The organism is Lentzea flava, assembly GCF_014648475.1.
GTDB classification, from domain to species: Bacteria; Actinomycetota; Actinomycetes; order Mycobacteriales; family Pseudonocardiaceae; genus Lentzea; species Lentzea flava.
Map to the genome: position 1 here is coordinate 1 of NZ_BMRE01000020.1, position 13,153 is coordinate 13,153.

The 13,153-nt window shown below is 69.1% G+C and carries 16 protein-coding genes and 1 rRNA gene; 13 read left to right on the forward strand and 4 right to left on the reverse strand.

The window, feature by feature from the left end; translation table 11 throughout:
- The first annotated feature begins 98 nt into the window (after positions 1-98).
- The 3 genes from rrf to IEZ09_RS22620 all read left to right on the forward strand — a co-directional run bounded on the left by rrf (position 99) and on the right by IEZ09_RS22620 (position 1,958).
- A 5S ribosomal RNA gene (gene rrf / locus IEZ09_RS22610) occupies positions 99-215 on the forward strand.
- A 106-nt stretch (positions 216-321) separates the two neighbouring features.
- Positions 322-1,164 (forward strand): GNAT family N-acetyltransferase, encoded by an 843-nt coding sequence (locus IEZ09_RS22615; protein ID WP_189255741.1) that lies wholly within the window; start codon positions 322-324, stop codon positions 1,162-1,164.
- Complete coding sequence (locus tag IEZ09_RS22620; protein ID WP_189255742.1) at positions 1,152-1,958, forward strand: GNAT family N-acetyltransferase; 807 nt, start codon at positions 1,152-1,154, stop codon at positions 1,956-1,958. The genes IEZ09_RS22615 and IEZ09_RS22620 overlap by 13 nt, the downstream gene beginning before the upstream one ends.
- A gap of 13 nt (positions 1,959-1,971) precedes the next feature.
- Here IEZ09_RS22620 and IEZ09_RS22625 read toward each other — a convergent pair whose 3' ends face one another.
- A complete protein-coding gene (locus IEZ09_RS22625; RefSeq protein WP_189255743.1) occupies positions 1,972-2,433 on the reverse strand; it encodes an Lrp/AsnC family transcriptional regulator in 462 nt (153 codons plus the stop codon).
- 80 nt (positions 2,434-2,513) lie between these two features.
- On the opposite strand from IEZ09_RS22625, the gene IEZ09_RS22630 reads away from it, so the two are divergent.
- The 6 genes from IEZ09_RS22630 (at position 2,514) to IEZ09_RS22655 (ending at position 8,984) form a co-directional block, all read left to right on the forward strand.
- Entirely contained in the window at positions 2,514-2,945 is a 432-nt protein-coding gene (locus tag IEZ09_RS22630) for a rhodanese-like domain-containing protein (protein ID WP_189255744.1), read from the forward strand.
- A gap of 25 nt (positions 2,946-2,970) precedes the next feature.
- Positions 2,971-3,726, forward strand: a complete 756-nt coding sequence (locus IEZ09_RS22635; RefSeq protein WP_229812849.1) for a type 1 glutamine amidotransferase — start codon at positions 2,971-2,973, stop codon at positions 3,724-3,726.
- A gap of 86 nt (positions 3,727-3,812) precedes the next feature.
- A complete protein-coding gene (locus IEZ09_RS22640; RefSeq protein WP_189255746.1) occupies positions 3,813-4,946 on the forward strand; it encodes an inorganic phosphate transporter in 1,134 nt (377 codons plus the stop codon).
- Complete coding sequence (locus tag IEZ09_RS22645; RefSeq protein WP_189255747.1) at positions 4,943-5,128, forward strand: hypothetical protein; 186 nt, start codon at positions 4,943-4,945, stop codon at positions 5,126-5,128. The genes IEZ09_RS22640 and IEZ09_RS22645 overlap by 4 nt, the downstream gene beginning before the upstream one ends.
- A gap of 26 nt (positions 5,129-5,154) precedes the next feature.
- Positions 5,155-8,055, forward strand: a complete 2,901-nt coding sequence (locus IEZ09_RS22650; protein ID WP_189255748.1) for a bifunctional [glutamine synthetase] adenylyltransferase/[glutamine synthetase]-adenylyl-L-tyrosine phosphorylase — start codon at positions 5,155-5,157, stop codon at positions 8,053-8,055.
- Positions 8,052-8,984 carry an NADP-dependent oxidoreductase gene (locus IEZ09_RS22655; RefSeq protein WP_189255749.1) on the forward strand — a complete coding sequence of 311 codons (933 nt, stop codon included), beginning with the start codon at positions 8,052-8,054 and terminating at the stop codon, positions 8,982-8,984. Before IEZ09_RS22650 ends, IEZ09_RS22655 begins: the two co-directional genes overlap by 4 nt.
- A 69-nt stretch (positions 8,985-9,053) precedes the next feature.
- On the opposite strand, the gene IEZ09_RS22660 is transcribed toward IEZ09_RS22655, so the two are convergent.
- Positions 9,054-9,287: a hypothetical protein gene (locus IEZ09_RS22660; RefSeq protein ID WP_189255750.1), complete on the reverse strand. Its 234-nt coding sequence runs from the start codon at positions 9,285-9,287 to the stop codon at positions 9,054-9,056.
- A 137-nt stretch (positions 9,288-9,424) separates the two neighbouring features.
- On the opposite strand from IEZ09_RS22660, the gene IEZ09_RS22665 reads away from it, so the two are divergent.
- From IEZ09_RS22665 to ybiA, 3 genes are read left to right on the forward strand one after another with little or no spacing between them, the layout of a single operon-like run.
- Positions 9,425-9,964 carry a hypothetical protein gene (locus IEZ09_RS22665; RefSeq protein ID WP_189255751.1) on the forward strand — a complete coding sequence of 180 codons (540 nt, stop codon included), beginning with the start codon at positions 9,425-9,427 and terminating at the stop codon, positions 9,962-9,964.
- A 31-nt stretch (positions 9,965-9,995) separates the two neighbouring features.
- Positions 9,996-10,157, forward strand: a complete 162-nt coding sequence (locus IEZ09_RS22670) for a hypothetical protein (protein WP_189255752.1) — start codon at positions 9,996-9,998, stop codon at positions 10,155-10,157.
- An 18-nt stretch (positions 10,158-10,175) separates the two neighbouring features.
- Positions 10,176-10,676, forward strand: coding sequence for a riboflavin biosynthesis intermediates N-glycosidase (gene ybiA, locus IEZ09_RS22675; protein ID WP_189255753.1), 501 nt, complete (start codon positions 10,176-10,178; stop codon positions 10,674-10,676).
- Here ybiA and IEZ09_RS22680 read toward each other — a convergent pair.
- Positions 10,621-11,184 carry an NUDIX hydrolase gene (locus tag IEZ09_RS22680; RefSeq protein WP_229812850.1) on the reverse strand — a complete coding sequence of 188 codons (564 nt, stop codon included), beginning with the start codon at positions 11,182-11,184 and terminating at the stop codon, positions 10,621-10,623. The genes ybiA and IEZ09_RS22680 overlap by 56 nt on opposite strands.
- A gap of 76 nt (positions 11,185-11,260) precedes the next feature.
- Here IEZ09_RS22680 and IEZ09_RS22685 point away from each other — a divergent pair, with 76 nt between their 5' ends.
- Entirely contained in the window at positions 11,261-11,521 is a 261-nt protein-coding gene (locus IEZ09_RS22685; protein WP_189255754.1) for a hypothetical protein, read from the forward strand.
- Positions 11,522-11,579: 58 nt separating this feature from the next.
- Here IEZ09_RS22685 and glnA read toward each other — a convergent pair whose 3' ends face one another.
- Entirely contained in the window at positions 11,580-13,004 is a 1,425-nt protein-coding gene (gene glnA / locus IEZ09_RS22690; protein WP_189255755.1) for a type I glutamate--ammonia ligase, read from the reverse strand.
- Between the last annotated feature and the right edge of the window lie 149 nt (positions 13,005-13,153).

A 13,153-nucleotide genomic window follows, 5' to 3' on the forward strand; every position in this document is an offset into this window, starting at 1 on the left:
AATAGGCCGAGGACTTGTTACGAAGACGCTACGCATCCACTGTGCGGTTCTGGAAGAACCGAGCGGCACCGATCGCCGCAGGTACAACTCCACAGAGTTTCGGTGGTTATAGCGTTGGGGAAACACCCGGTCCCATTCCGAACCCGGTAGTTAAGCCCTTCTGCGCCGATGGTACTGCACTGGTTACGGTGTGGGAGAGTAGGTCGCCGCCGGACAATTTTCCAGAAGACCCCTGCGGGTCGAGCACCAACGTGCTCCCCGCAGGGGTCTTCTGCATGTCCGCACCAGATTTTCGCTTGCCCGCCCTGGTCTCATGAAGTCATGGACGCGGTCGTGCACACCACCCTGGCCTCCTTCGACGCCGCCACCCACGATCGGCTCGCAGCCGATCCGGTGTGCAACACGGTGGCGCTGACCTCACTCGACCGCATCCGCCGCCTGCCGGCCACAGCCGAGCCTCCGATCCTGATCACCTTCCACGACAACGGCGAGGTCGTCGGCTCCCTGATCCGCACGCCGCCCTGGCCGTTCCAGGTAGCCGACCTCCCGGTCGCCGCGGCAACCCTGGCCGTGCAGGTGGCCCGCGAGATCGACCAGGACGCCCCCGGCGTCACCGGTCCGCGGCAAAGATCACACGCCTTCGCCACCGCCTACGCCGAGGCGTCGGGCGAGACGTTCACCGAATCCCTGGCTACCAGGCTGTACCGCCTGGGCACCCTCGCCCCGCCCACCACCGTCCCCGGCGCAGGCCGCATGGCCACCGAAGACGACGCGGAGCTCCTGGGCGCCTGGCGCGCGGCCTTCGTCGCGGAAGCCGTGCCGGAGGGCCCGGACGAACACCCGGCCGAGGTGATGCGCACCTCCCTGCGCCTGGGCAACGGCCACGCCCTCTGGGAGCTCGACGGCACCCCGGTCGCCTGGGCCGCGGCCAGCATCCCGCAAGCCGGCATGACCAGAATCGGCCCGGTCTACACCCCGCCGGAACACCGCCGACACGGCTACGGCGCCGCGGTGAGCGCCATGGCCAGCCAGTGGGCTTTGGACCAGGGCGCTGCCGAAGTCCTCCTCTTCGCCGACCTGACCAACCCGATCTCCAACTCCATCTACCAACGCATCGGCTACCAACCACTCGACGACTGGGCGGAGTACTGGTGGAAGCGCTAGTCCACAACACCCTCGACGACTTCCTGGCGGTGGCCGGCGACTTCCTCGACGCCGACCCGGTGAACCACAGCGTCCACCTGACCACAGTGGACTCGGCCCTCCGCGGCATCCGCCCACCGGCCGCCCTGCTCTCGTTGCACTCCAACGGAACCCTTGTAGGCGCCGCCACCCGGATGCAGGACCGGCCCCTCCACGTGGCCGCGATGCCCGTCGCCGCGGCCCCGGTGGTGGCCGAAGTCCTGCGCGGCCAGCCGATCGACGCCGTCACCGGGCCGGTGGACCGCGTCGAGGCCTTCCGGGTTCTGTGGCGTGACGGTGGCCGGGAGACCTATCGGCTGCGGCTGTACCAGTTGGGGGAGCTCGTCATCCCCGCGGTCGACGGCGAATCCCGCCTCGCCACCGCCGAGGACGACAGCCTGATCACCGAGTGGTGGGTGCGCTTCGTCGCCGAGCTGGACGGGCTTGAGCGGGACGAGGCCGAGAAGGTGATGCGGGGCAGCAGGACGATGCCGGCCGGGCACGTGTTGTGGGAGGTCGACGGCGTGGTGGTCGCCTGGGCCGGGACCACGATGCCGGTTGCCGGGGTGTCTCGGGTCGGGCCGGTCTACACGCCGCCTGAGCATCGCCGGCACGGGTACGGGGCCGCGGTGACCGCCGCGGTCAGCCGCTGGGCGTACGGTGCCGGGGCCGAGCACGTGGTGCTGACCGCGGATCTGGCCAACCCCACCGCCAACTCCGTGTATCAGGGAATCGGCTTCCGGCCGGTGTCCGACTGGTCCGAGTACAGGTGGTGAGTGCGCTTCGCCGTCAGCCGCTCGGGGGCGTGAAGAGGTCCGGGCCCAGCGGGCGGTTCCGCACGTGCGAGGAGAAGACCAGGGACGTGGTCGTGTCGCCGTAGCGTTGCATCACCTCGACCAGGTCTTCGAGCTCCACCATCGAGCGGCACACGACTCGCAGCAGCCAGCAGTCATCTCCCGTCACGTGGTCCGCGTCCAGGATTTGCGGCAGTGCCAGGACGGTGTCGCGGAAGCGCGGCGTGTCCAGGGAGCGGACTCGCACCCGCACGATCGACTCGATCGGCAGGCCCAGGCGGGAGGGGGAGACCACCGCGGTGAAGCCCGTGATCACGCCCAGCGACTCGAGGCGGCGCACCCGTTCGGTCACGGCCGGGGCGGACAGGCGCACCTCGCGGCCCAGCGCGGTGAACGACATGCGGCCGTCCGTCTGCAGGAGCGACAGGATCTTCCAGTCCACGGCGTCGAGTTCCACCTGGGAATCATAGGTAGAAGGCCGTCGACGCCTTGACATTCGCATGTCCAAACTGGAGTCGTCCCAGCAGGATCATGGTCATGACGAACGCACTGCGCTTTCCCGCCGCCGACCCGACCGCCGCCGTGGTCTTCTTCGCCGCGGAGCTCGCGCTGGAGGCCGACCCCGACGACGTCCACCGCGATCTGCTCGACGGGAACACGGCCGGGTACGTCCTGGTGGAGACGCGGAGTCCCGAGGCGTTCGCGCAGGCCCGCATTCCGGGTGCCATCAACCTGCCCTACCGCGACCTGCCCGACCAGCTCGACCTCGACCCGAACCTGGTCTACATCTGCTACTGCGAGAGCTTTCAGTGCAACGCCGCGACCAAGGGGGCGCTCGCACTCGCGCAGCGGGGGTTCCGGGTGAAGCGGCTGGCCGGGGGCATCACGGCCTGGAAGGAGGCCGGGTACCCGGTCGAGTCGGATGCGCAGGCCCTGGCCGGTGTTTCTAAGGTCGCGTGTCATTGCTGAGTCAAGCCGACATAGGCTCACATGCGTGACCGCACCGCGTTTGCTCGTCCTGCAGCCCTCGCAGTCCGACCCGCTGGCCAAGCTGGGGGACTGGCTGGAGGCCGACGGCATCGAGTTGCACCTCGTGTCGCTGCAGGACGAGCCCGCACCGCAAACGCTTGACGGCTACCAGGGCGTGATCTGCCTCGGTGGCGAGATGGGGGCGCTGGACGACGTCCGGCACCCGTGGCTCGCCGACGCGCGGCGGTTGTTGAGCAACGCCGTCGCGCAGCGGGTGCCGACGCTCGCGATCTGTCTCGGGGCGCAGCTGCTCGCGGTGGCCACCGGTGGACAGGTCCGGAAGGGACCGCAGGGGCCCGAGGTCGGGGTGCTGCTCGTGGCGAAGCGCGATGTCGCGGGGAACGATCCGTTGTTCGCGGATCTGCCGTGGACGCCGGACGTGCTGCAGTTCCACGGTGACGAGGTGCACGTGCTGCCGCCAGGCGCGGAACATCTGGCGGCGTCGCCGAAATATCCGAACCAGGCCTTTCGGGTCGGAACGAGTGCGTACGGGCTGCAGTTCCACATCGAGACGACACCGGAAATCGTCTTGAACTGGGCGGCCAAGGATCCTGAATCGGCGGCGTGTGCGCGGCCGCGGCACTTCGAACCGGACTTCCTCGCCGAGGCGCACCGCGACTTCGAGGAAGTGTGGCAGCCGTTCGTGGCCCGATTCGCGAAGCTGGTGCGGGGAGAACTGGCGCCCGCGGGGTGTTCGGGCACACAACTTCCGTTGGTGTGACGTTACTTTCGTAGGTTATAGGGCATCCTGAATACCCGGTACCGTCATCCATCGAGCACCTTGTTCGATCCAGCCGGAGGATCAGTGTGGATCCCGCTCTTGTAGTGATCATCGTCGTTGTCACTGCTCTCATCTTCGACTTCACCAACGGGTTCCACGACACGGCCAACGCCATGGCCACCTCCATCGCCACCGGTGCGCTGAAGCCCCGCACGGCGGTCGCGCTGTCGGCGGTTCTCAACCTCGTCGGCGCTTTCCTGTCCGTCGAGGTGGCCAAGACCATCTCCGGCGGGATCGTCGACGACGCCCAGATCACGCCCGCCGTCATCTTCGGCGGGCTGGTCGGCGCGATCATGTGGAACCTCGTCACCTGGTACGTGGGATTGCCGTCGAGCTCGTCGCACGCGCTGTTCGGCGGTCTGATCGGCGCCGCGTGGGTCGCGTCCGGTGTGGACGCCATCCACTTCGCCAAGGTCGTCGACAAGGTGCTGGTGCCCGCGGTCGTCGCGCCGCTGGTCGCCGGCATCGTCGCGGCGGCGGCGACGATCATCGTCTACCGCCTCAAGCGGGCGGCGGATCCGCGCGTCTCGCACACCGGGTTCAAGGTCGGGCAGGTCGCGTCGGCGTCGCTGGTGTCTCTCGCGCACGGCACGAACGATGCGCAGAAGACCATGGGCATCATCACGCTCGCGCTGATCACGTCCGGTTCGCTCGCGCCCGGCTCCGCCCCGCCCACCTGGGTGATCGTCAGCGCCGGTCTCGCGATCGCGCTCGGCACCTACCTCGGCGGCTGGCGCATCACGCACACCCTCGGCCGCGGCCTCACCACGATCGAGCCCGCCCAGGGCTTCGCGGCGCAGACCTCGACCGCCACGGCGATCCTCGCGTCGTCGCACCTCGGGTTCGCGCTGTCGACCACGCACGTCGCGTCCGGCGGCATCATGGGCTCCGGCCTCGGTCGTGATCGACACGGTGTCAGGTGGGGCACCATGGGCAAGATGGCCGCCGGCTGGCTGCTCACGCTGCCCGCCGCGGGCATCGTCGGTGCCATCGCGGGCAAGTGGGCGTCGACCGGCACCAGCGGGGTCATCGGGGTCGCCGTGATCGGCGGTGCCGTGGCGATCGGCATCTGGATCCTGTCGCGGCGCGAGCCGGTGAAGCCGGAGCACATCGTCGACGAGGTCGCTGCCCAGGCCGAGCTGCACAAGGTGGCGGCATGACGATCAAGTGGGAGGCGCTGCTCCAGGTCTTCGGCGCCACGCTGCTGGTCACCCTGCTCGTCGTGACGTTGTTCGTGCTCGGCATCAGGGCGCTGTCGGGCAACAAGAAGGTTCCCGCGTACGCGAGCTTCGCCGGCTGTGTCGCCGTCGTGCTGTACGCGCTCTCTCTGATCGTCTTCTAGCGCGGTGAGGACTAGGTTGGCTCCTGATGAGCGAACCGTTCCGCGCCGCGTCACCAGCAAGATTCGGGCTCACCGAGCCGCGTAGCGAAGAGGTGCTGCGCGGCCTCGGCCTGTGGGCTGACCGCCGCCCCGCGGACGGCTCCGAGCCGGTCCTGGCGGCGCTGTCCCGCTGTCCCGACCCCGACCTCGCGTTGCGCGGGCTCGAACGCCTGCACTCGGCCGCCGACTGGGACGCCCTGTCGGTCGCGCTGCACGAGGACGTCGTCCTGCGCGGCCGGCTGCTCGCCGTGCTCGGCTCGTCGACGGCGCTGTCGGACTTCCTGGTCGTGAACCCCGACCGGTGGCGGTCGCTCACCGACGAGGTCGACGTGTCGCTGGACCTGCCGGACGGCGCCGTGCTGCGCACCGAGTACCGCGCGAAGCTGCTGCTCGTGGCGGCCAACGACCTGGCGCACGTCGTGGAGCCCGAACTGCCGTACGTGCCGTACGACACGGTGGCCGCGCAGCTGTCGGACCTCGCGGTGTCGGCGTTGCGGACGTCGTTGAAGCTCGCCGCGGAACGCGTCAACGGCGCGGACCGCTGCCGGCTCGCGGTGATCGCGATGGGCAAGTGCGGCGCGAACGAGCTGAACTACGTGAGCGACGTCGACGTCGTGTTCGTCGCCGAGGGCGACCTGGGCGTCGCGACCCGGCTGGCCAGCACGATGATGCAGATCGCGGGGCAGTCGTGCTTCGAGGTCGACGCGGCGCTGCGGCCGGAGGGCAAGGCGGGCGCGCTGGTCCGCACGCTCGACGGGCACGCGTCCTACTACCAGAGATGGGCGCGGACCTGGGAGTTCCAGGCGCTGCTCAAGGCGCGGCCGGTCGCGGGCGACGAGGAGCTGGGGCAGGCGTACCTCGACGTCGTGCGGCCGTACGTGTGGACGGCGGCCGAGCGCGAGAACTTCGTCGAGGACGTGCAGGCGATGCGCCGCCGCGTCGAGGACCACGTGCCGTCGGGGCTCGTCGACCGCGAGCTCAAGCTGGGCCGCGGTGGTCTGCGCGACGTCGAGTTCGCGGTGCAGCTGCTGCAGCTCGTGCACGGCCGGTCCGACGAGGACCTGCGCGTTCAGGCGACGACGGCCGCGTTGGCCGCACTCGGCAGGGGCGGGTACGTCGGGCGCAACGACGCGGCGGACTTCGGGCGTTCGTACCGGTTCCTGCGCACGTTGGAGCACCGGCTGCAGCTGCAGCGTTTACTGCGCACGCACCTCTTCCCGGCAGAGGACGACGTCACGGCGTTGCGCTGGCTCGCGCGCTCCGTCGGCCTGCACGCGGACGGGCGGAAGTCGGAGGGCCAGGTGCTGCTCGCGGAGTTCCGCAAGCACGCCAACCAGGTCCGGCGGCTGCACGAGAAGCTCTTCTACCGGCCGCTGCTGCAGTCCGTCGCGGGGGTGCCGACCGAGGCGTTGCGGCTCACGACCAAGGAGGCCGTGGCGCGCCTTGCGGCGTTGGGCTACACCTCGCCCGACGGCGCGTTGCGGCACATCCAGGCGTTGACGCACGGCGTTTCCCGACGTGCGCGCATCCAGGGCGCTCTGCTGCCGGTGCTGCTGGACCTGTTCGCCGGCACACCCGATCCGGACGGCGGGCTGCTCGCGTACCGGAAGGTGTCCGAGGCGCTCGCGGAAACCCCCTGGTACCTGCGGCTGCTGCGGGACGAGGGTGCTGTCGTCGAACGCCTCGCGGTGCTGCTGGGGACGTCGAAGTTCGTGCCGGAGCTGCTGATGCGCGCGCCGGAGGTGTTGCGGCTGCTCGCCGACACCGACGCGCTGGTCGGCCGTGATCCGCACTCGGTGGGGAACCCGCTGCGCAGCGCGGTCTCCCGCTACGACGACCTGACGCGCGCGGTCGCGGCCGCGCGGTCGTTGCGGCGGCACGAGCTGCTGCGCATCGCGTCCGCGGACCTGTTGGGGTTCATGCCGCTGGAGACGGTGTGCGCCTCGCTCTCCGAGGTGTGGGGAGCGGTGCTGCAGAGCGCACTGGACGCGGCGCTGCGGGCGGCTGGTGAGCCCGTCGCCGCGGTGAGCGTGATCGCCATGGGCCGGCTCGGCGGGCACGAGCTCGGCTACGGGTCGGACGCGGACGTGATGTTCGTGTGCAAGCCGTTCGAGGGCGTGTCCGACGCCGAGGCGGCGAAGTGGGCGAGCGGGATCGTGGAGAACATCCGGCGGTTGCTCGGCGCGCCGTCGCAGGACCCGCCGCTGCAGGTCGACGCGGACCTGCGGCCGGAGGGCAGGCAGGGGCCGCTGGTGCGCACGCTCGACTCGTACCGCGCGTACTACCGGCAGTGGGCGGAGCTCTGGGAGAAGCAGGCGTTGCTGCGGGCGCGGTTCATGGCGGGCGATGCCGAGCTGGCGGCCGAGTTCGAGGCGTTGATCGAGCCGTTGCGCTATCCGGCCGAGGGGCTGGACGCGGCGTCGGTGCGGGAGATCCGGCGGATCAAGGCGCGGGTCGACGCGGAACGGCTGCCGCGCGGTGCCGACCCGAGCACGCACACCAAGCTCGGCCGCGGCGGGCTGGCCGACGTCGAGTGGACCGTGCAGCTGTTGCAGCTGCAGCACGCCGGTGCGGTGCCCGAGTTGCGCACACCGTCCACAATGGCCGCCATGCAGGCCGCCGTCGCCGCCGGCCTGCTGGCGGAGGACGACGCGGCGGCGCTGACGGCCGCGTGGAACCTCGCGACGCACGCGCGCAACGCCGTGACGCTGGTGCGGGGCAAGGCCTCCGATCAGCTGCCGACGTCCGGGCGTGACCTCGTCGCCGTCGCCTCGGTCATGGGGTACCGGCCCAACGGTGATCCAGGGGAGTTCCTGGAGGAATATCGCCGCACGACTCGCCGCGCACGTGCAGTGGCCGAACGAGTCTTCTACGGTGAGGGACTGTGAAAGCGATCGCGTTTACCGAGTTCGGCGACGCCGACGTCATGTCGTTGCAGGAGCTGCCCGATCCGCTGCTGGGACCTGACCAGGTCCTGGTGGAGGTCAGGGCGGCCGGGGTGAACCCGGTGGACTTCAAGATCAGAGCCGGCTACCTGCAGGGCCTGATGCCGCACCACCTGCCGTTGATCCCTGGCTGGGACGTGGCGGGTGTCGTGCGGGCGGTCGGCATCGGTGTCACCGACTGGAAGCCGGGCGACGAGGTGCTCGCCTACGCGCGCAAGGACCACGTCCAGTTCGGCGCCTACGCCGAGCTGATCTCGGTGCCGGACCGGATGATCGCCCGCAAACCGTCCACCGTGGACTTCGTGACGGCCGCGGCGCTGCCGTTGGCAGGGCTGACGGCGTTGCAGTCGCTGAAGGCCGTCGGCACCGGGCCGGGCGACGTCGTGCTGGTGCACGCGGCCGCCGGCGGTGTCGGGCACCTCCAGGTGCAGATCGCGCGGGAGCTGGGTGCCGCGCGAGTCCTCGGCACGGCGTCCCCGCGCAACCACGACTTCGTCCGGTCGCTCGGCGCCGAGCCCGTCGCGTACGGCGACGCGCTGGTCGACGCGGTTTCCGAGCTGGTCGGCGGCGACGGCGAGGTCGACGTGGTGATCGACAACGTCGGCGGCGTCGCGTTCGACCAGTCGTTGCGGCTGGTGCGGGACCGGGCGCGGATGACGTCCATTGTGGACGGTCCGAGGGCGCTGGAGAACGGCGTGATCAACACCTGGGCGCGGCCGAACGCCGAGCAGACGCAGTGGCTGGTCGATCTGGTCGCGGCGGGCAAGCTGCGCGTCGAGGTGCAGCAGACGTTCCCGTTGGCGGAGGCGGTGAGGGCGCACAAGTTGCTCGAAGGCGGGCACGTGCGCGGAAAAGTCGTACTGACCGTCTGAAAACTTCACATTTGTTTTCAGGTTTTGGGGGCACTCCCGACGGGGTGCCCCCAAACCTTTCTGGGCTGCTCAGTCCTCGTCGGAGTCGGGGTCCACCGCAGGAGCGCTGGTGTAGACCTCGACCACCCACTCCTCCTCCAACGACTCGGCGTCGTCGGCGTCGGGAACGAGGCGGTTGTAGACGCGGACACCGAGGTCGAGCACGTCAGCGGCCTGAACCGCTTCGAGCGCCTCGGCAGCCGAGTCGACGATGTGGGTGGTGAGCAGCTGCGGAGCCGTGAATTCGGCGACATCTTGAGACACGCGCGGACCCTAGCGCATTGACGTTTCACCCGTTCGATATGAGACTAGGCGCGCTCAGCGGGGGAGCTGTGTTTTGTCACGGGGGTCGAGCAGAGGAAGTCATGCAGCATCGTCGGGTCACGCGCCGAGGTAAGACCGTGATCGCCATTGCGGGCGTGGCTGCCGGGGTGCTCGCGTCACTCGGTGTGATTCAGTTTGCACTGAGCGGTGACAACTCCGCCGCCCAGCCCAACATCAGGGCCACCACGACCACGTCGAACGCGGCCCAGACCCCTGACGGCGCACTGGAAACGACCGAGCCGTCCGCCGAGGTCAAGGTCGTGACCGGCTCCTTCAAGCAGCAGCGCGGCATGCTCACCGTCGAGGTGACCCGCGTGGAGTCGGCAGGAGGCCGTCTCAAACTCTTCGTGACGGCCACGAACGCCTCCCAGGCCCGCATGACCCTCCCCATCGACGGCATCGCGGTCCTGGACGATCTGAAGCGCACCTACGCGGCCTCCAGCAGCAAGTGGGACGGCCTGGTGACCCAGGGCAGCAAGACCTCGGGCACCGTGATCCTCGACGAGAAGCTCGGCGCGGGTGTGAACTCGGTCACCCTGACGTTCGGCTCGATCTCCGGCCAGTTCGCCCCGACCGGCGCCGCGATCACCGTGCCGGCCATCCCCGTCCCGAAGTGATTCGGCCCGCCGCAGCGGGTACGCCAGGTGCATGACTCAACGCGGTAGCGACCAGCACGGCTTCGCCAAGGACGACCAGCTGAAGAAGGAGCTCGAGAACGAGCTGCGGGCAGGCGGCCCGACGCGGTCCGAGGAGTGGCGAGAGCCGGAACTGCCCACGGCGGACGAAAACGATGAGGACGAGCGAACCTAGGCCGCCTACTGTGGCGGCGTGAAGTTCCTGTTCTTCTGGGGCCACCAGCCCGAACGCGACGGCGGCATCGGCAAGGGCTGCCTGTCGCAGTGGTGGCCGTGCACGTTCGTCGCCGAGGGGCAGGAGTTCTCGTCCGCCGAGCACTACATGATGTGGCGCAAGGCTTTGCTGTTCGGCGACACCGAGATCGCCGCGCGAGTGCTGACCGCCAGGACCCCTGGCGAGGCGAAGGCGTTGGGCCGCCACGTCTCCGGCTTCGACGACGCGGCGTGGACCGCCGCACGGCTGGACATCGTGGTCGCCGGCAACCTGGCGAAGTTCGACCAGAACCCTGCCCTGCGCTCCTACCTGCTGGCCACGGGTTCCCGCGTCCTGGTCGAGGCCAGCCCGCTCGACCGCGTGTGGGGCATCGGTCTGGCCGCCGACGACCCGCGCGCCGCAGACCCCTCCTCGTGGCCAGGCCTCAACCTGCTCGGTGAGGCCCTGATGGAGGTTCGCTCCCGGCTGTCCGCAGCGTGAGGTAGGTGGTCAGTGCCGCCAGCGTGATCCCGCAGGGAATCAGTCCTTTTCGGATGAACGCGGGGATCTCGCTGAGCGGCACCCACTCCACCTTGGCGGCCTCGGCGGGATCGGGCTCGCCGATCTTCGTCGCACCGGTGCCGACGAAGATGTGCGTCGTGTGAGAACTGATGCCGTTCAACGGGTTCACGGTGATCAACGGCTCGACCCGCACCCTGTACCCGGTTTCTTCCTCGGTCTCCCGGACGGCCGCGGCCTCCACCGTCTCGTTCGCTTCGCAGCGCCCCGCCGGGATCTCCCAGCCCCACGTGCCGGTGGTGAACCGGTGACGCCACATCAGCAGCACGTTGTCGTCGTCCACGACCACAACGCCGGTCGACGGGTGCGGCAGCCGGACGACGTGGTGCTCGAACCGTTCACCGTCGGGGATTTCCACGTCGTCGAGGTCGACGCTCATCCACTCCGACTCGTAGATCCGGCGGGTGCCGTGCACCGTCCACTGTGTCACGGGCTAGCTCTATCACGAACCGGATGCCGCCCCGGCACGTGTACACCGGTGTAGGCGTGCCTGACAGGGAGGACTGATGTTCAGCTACTCGGGACCAGCCCTGCTCATCTACCCCGATGGCAGCAGGGCCGAGCTGGACCGGGTGAACCTGATCGAGACGGTGACCGACGGCGTCTGGCAGATGTCCGGTGCGGGAACGTCCGCAGAGGCCCTGAGCGGTGGTGAGGCCCGGATCAAGCTGCCGACCGGAGGGGAGGCCGACGTCCTGGTCTCGAGCGTCCGGGTCGGTGCGGCCGCGGGAGGGGCGTCGACCAGCGTGACCTTTCTCGGCTCCTGAAAGCCGGAAGGCCCGGCGGGAGTGAATCCCGCCGGGCCTTCCGGAAGAGCGCGATCGATCACACGTCGTAGTAGAGCGCGAACTCGTAGGGGTTCGGGCGCAGACGCAGCGGGTCGATCTCCTGCTCACGCTTGAACGAGATCCAGGTGTCGATCACGTCCGGGGTGAACACGCCGCCCTCGAGCAGGAACTCGTGGTCGGCCTCCAGGTTGTCCAGCACGGCGTCGAGGGTCGCGGGGACCTGCTTGACGTCGCGGGCCTCCTCCGGCGGGAGCTCGTAGAGGTCCTTGTCGATCGGGGCCGGCGGCTCGATCTTGTTCTTCACGCCGTCGAGGCCCGCCATGACCATCGCCGAGAAGGCGAGGTACGGGTTGCCCGACGAGTCGGGGCAGCGGAACTCGATGCGCTTGGCCTTCGGGTTGTTGCCCGTGATCGGGATGCGGACGCAGGCCGAGCGGTTGCGCTGGGAGTAGACCAGGCTGACCGGGGCCTCGTAGCCGGGGACCAGGCGGTGGTAGGAGTTCACCGTCGGGTTGGTGAAGGCCAGCAGCGACGGCGCGTGGTGCAGGATGCCGCCGATGTAGTGGCGGGCGGTGTCGGACAGGCCCGCGTAGCCGCTCTCGTCGTGGAACAGCGGCGCGCCGTCCTTCCACAGCGACTGGTGGGTGTGCATGCCCGAGCCGTTGTCGCCGAAGAGGGGCTTCGGCATGAAGGTCACGGTCTTGCCGGCCTGCCACGCCGTGTTCTTGACGATGTACTTGAACAGCATCAGGTCGTCGGCGGCGTGCAGCAGCGTGTTGAAGCGGTAGTTGATCTCCGCCTGGCCCGCGGTGCCGACCTCGTGGTGAGCGCGCTCGACGGAGAAGCCGTTCGACTCGAGGTTCAGGACCATCTTGTCGCGGAGGTCCGCGTAGTGGTCGGTCGGCGTGACGGGGAAGTAGCCGCCCTTGTACTTCACCTTGTAACCGCGGTTGCCGCCCTCTTCCTCGCGGCCGGTGTTCCACCAGCCGGAGATCGAGTCGATCTTGTGGAAGGACGCGTTCGCGGTGGTGTCGAACTGGATCGAGTCGAAGATGTAGAACTCCGCCTCGGCACCGAAGTACGCGGTGTCGGCGATGCCCGAGTCGGTGATGTACTGCTCGGCCTTGCGCGCGATGTTGCGCGGGTCGCGGCTGTACGCCTCACGCGTGAACGGGTCGTGCACGAAGAAGTTGACGATCAGCGTCTTCTCGATGCGGAACGGGTCGAGACGCGCGGTGTACAGGTCGGGCAGCAGCAGCATGTCCGACTCGTGGATGGACTGGAAGCCGCGCACGGAGGAGCCGTCGAAGGCGAGACCCTCTTCGATCGCGTCGGCGTCGAACGCCTTCGCCGGCAGCGTGAAGTGCTGCATCACGCCGGGCAGGTCGCTGAACCGCACGTCGACGAACTTGACGCCCTCGTCGGAGATGAACTTCAGCACCTCGTCGGAATTTTTGAACACCCTCGTCGACTCCTTGACTATGGACAACGGCTGGTCATCGCGAGCGACCGTATGTCGGTGGTGTTGCCCGTCCGTCACTCGGATGTTTCGCCAGTGTTAACGGGGTGGTCCGAGGGGGCAAGACGACCTGCCGGTCCTCACCCGATGTT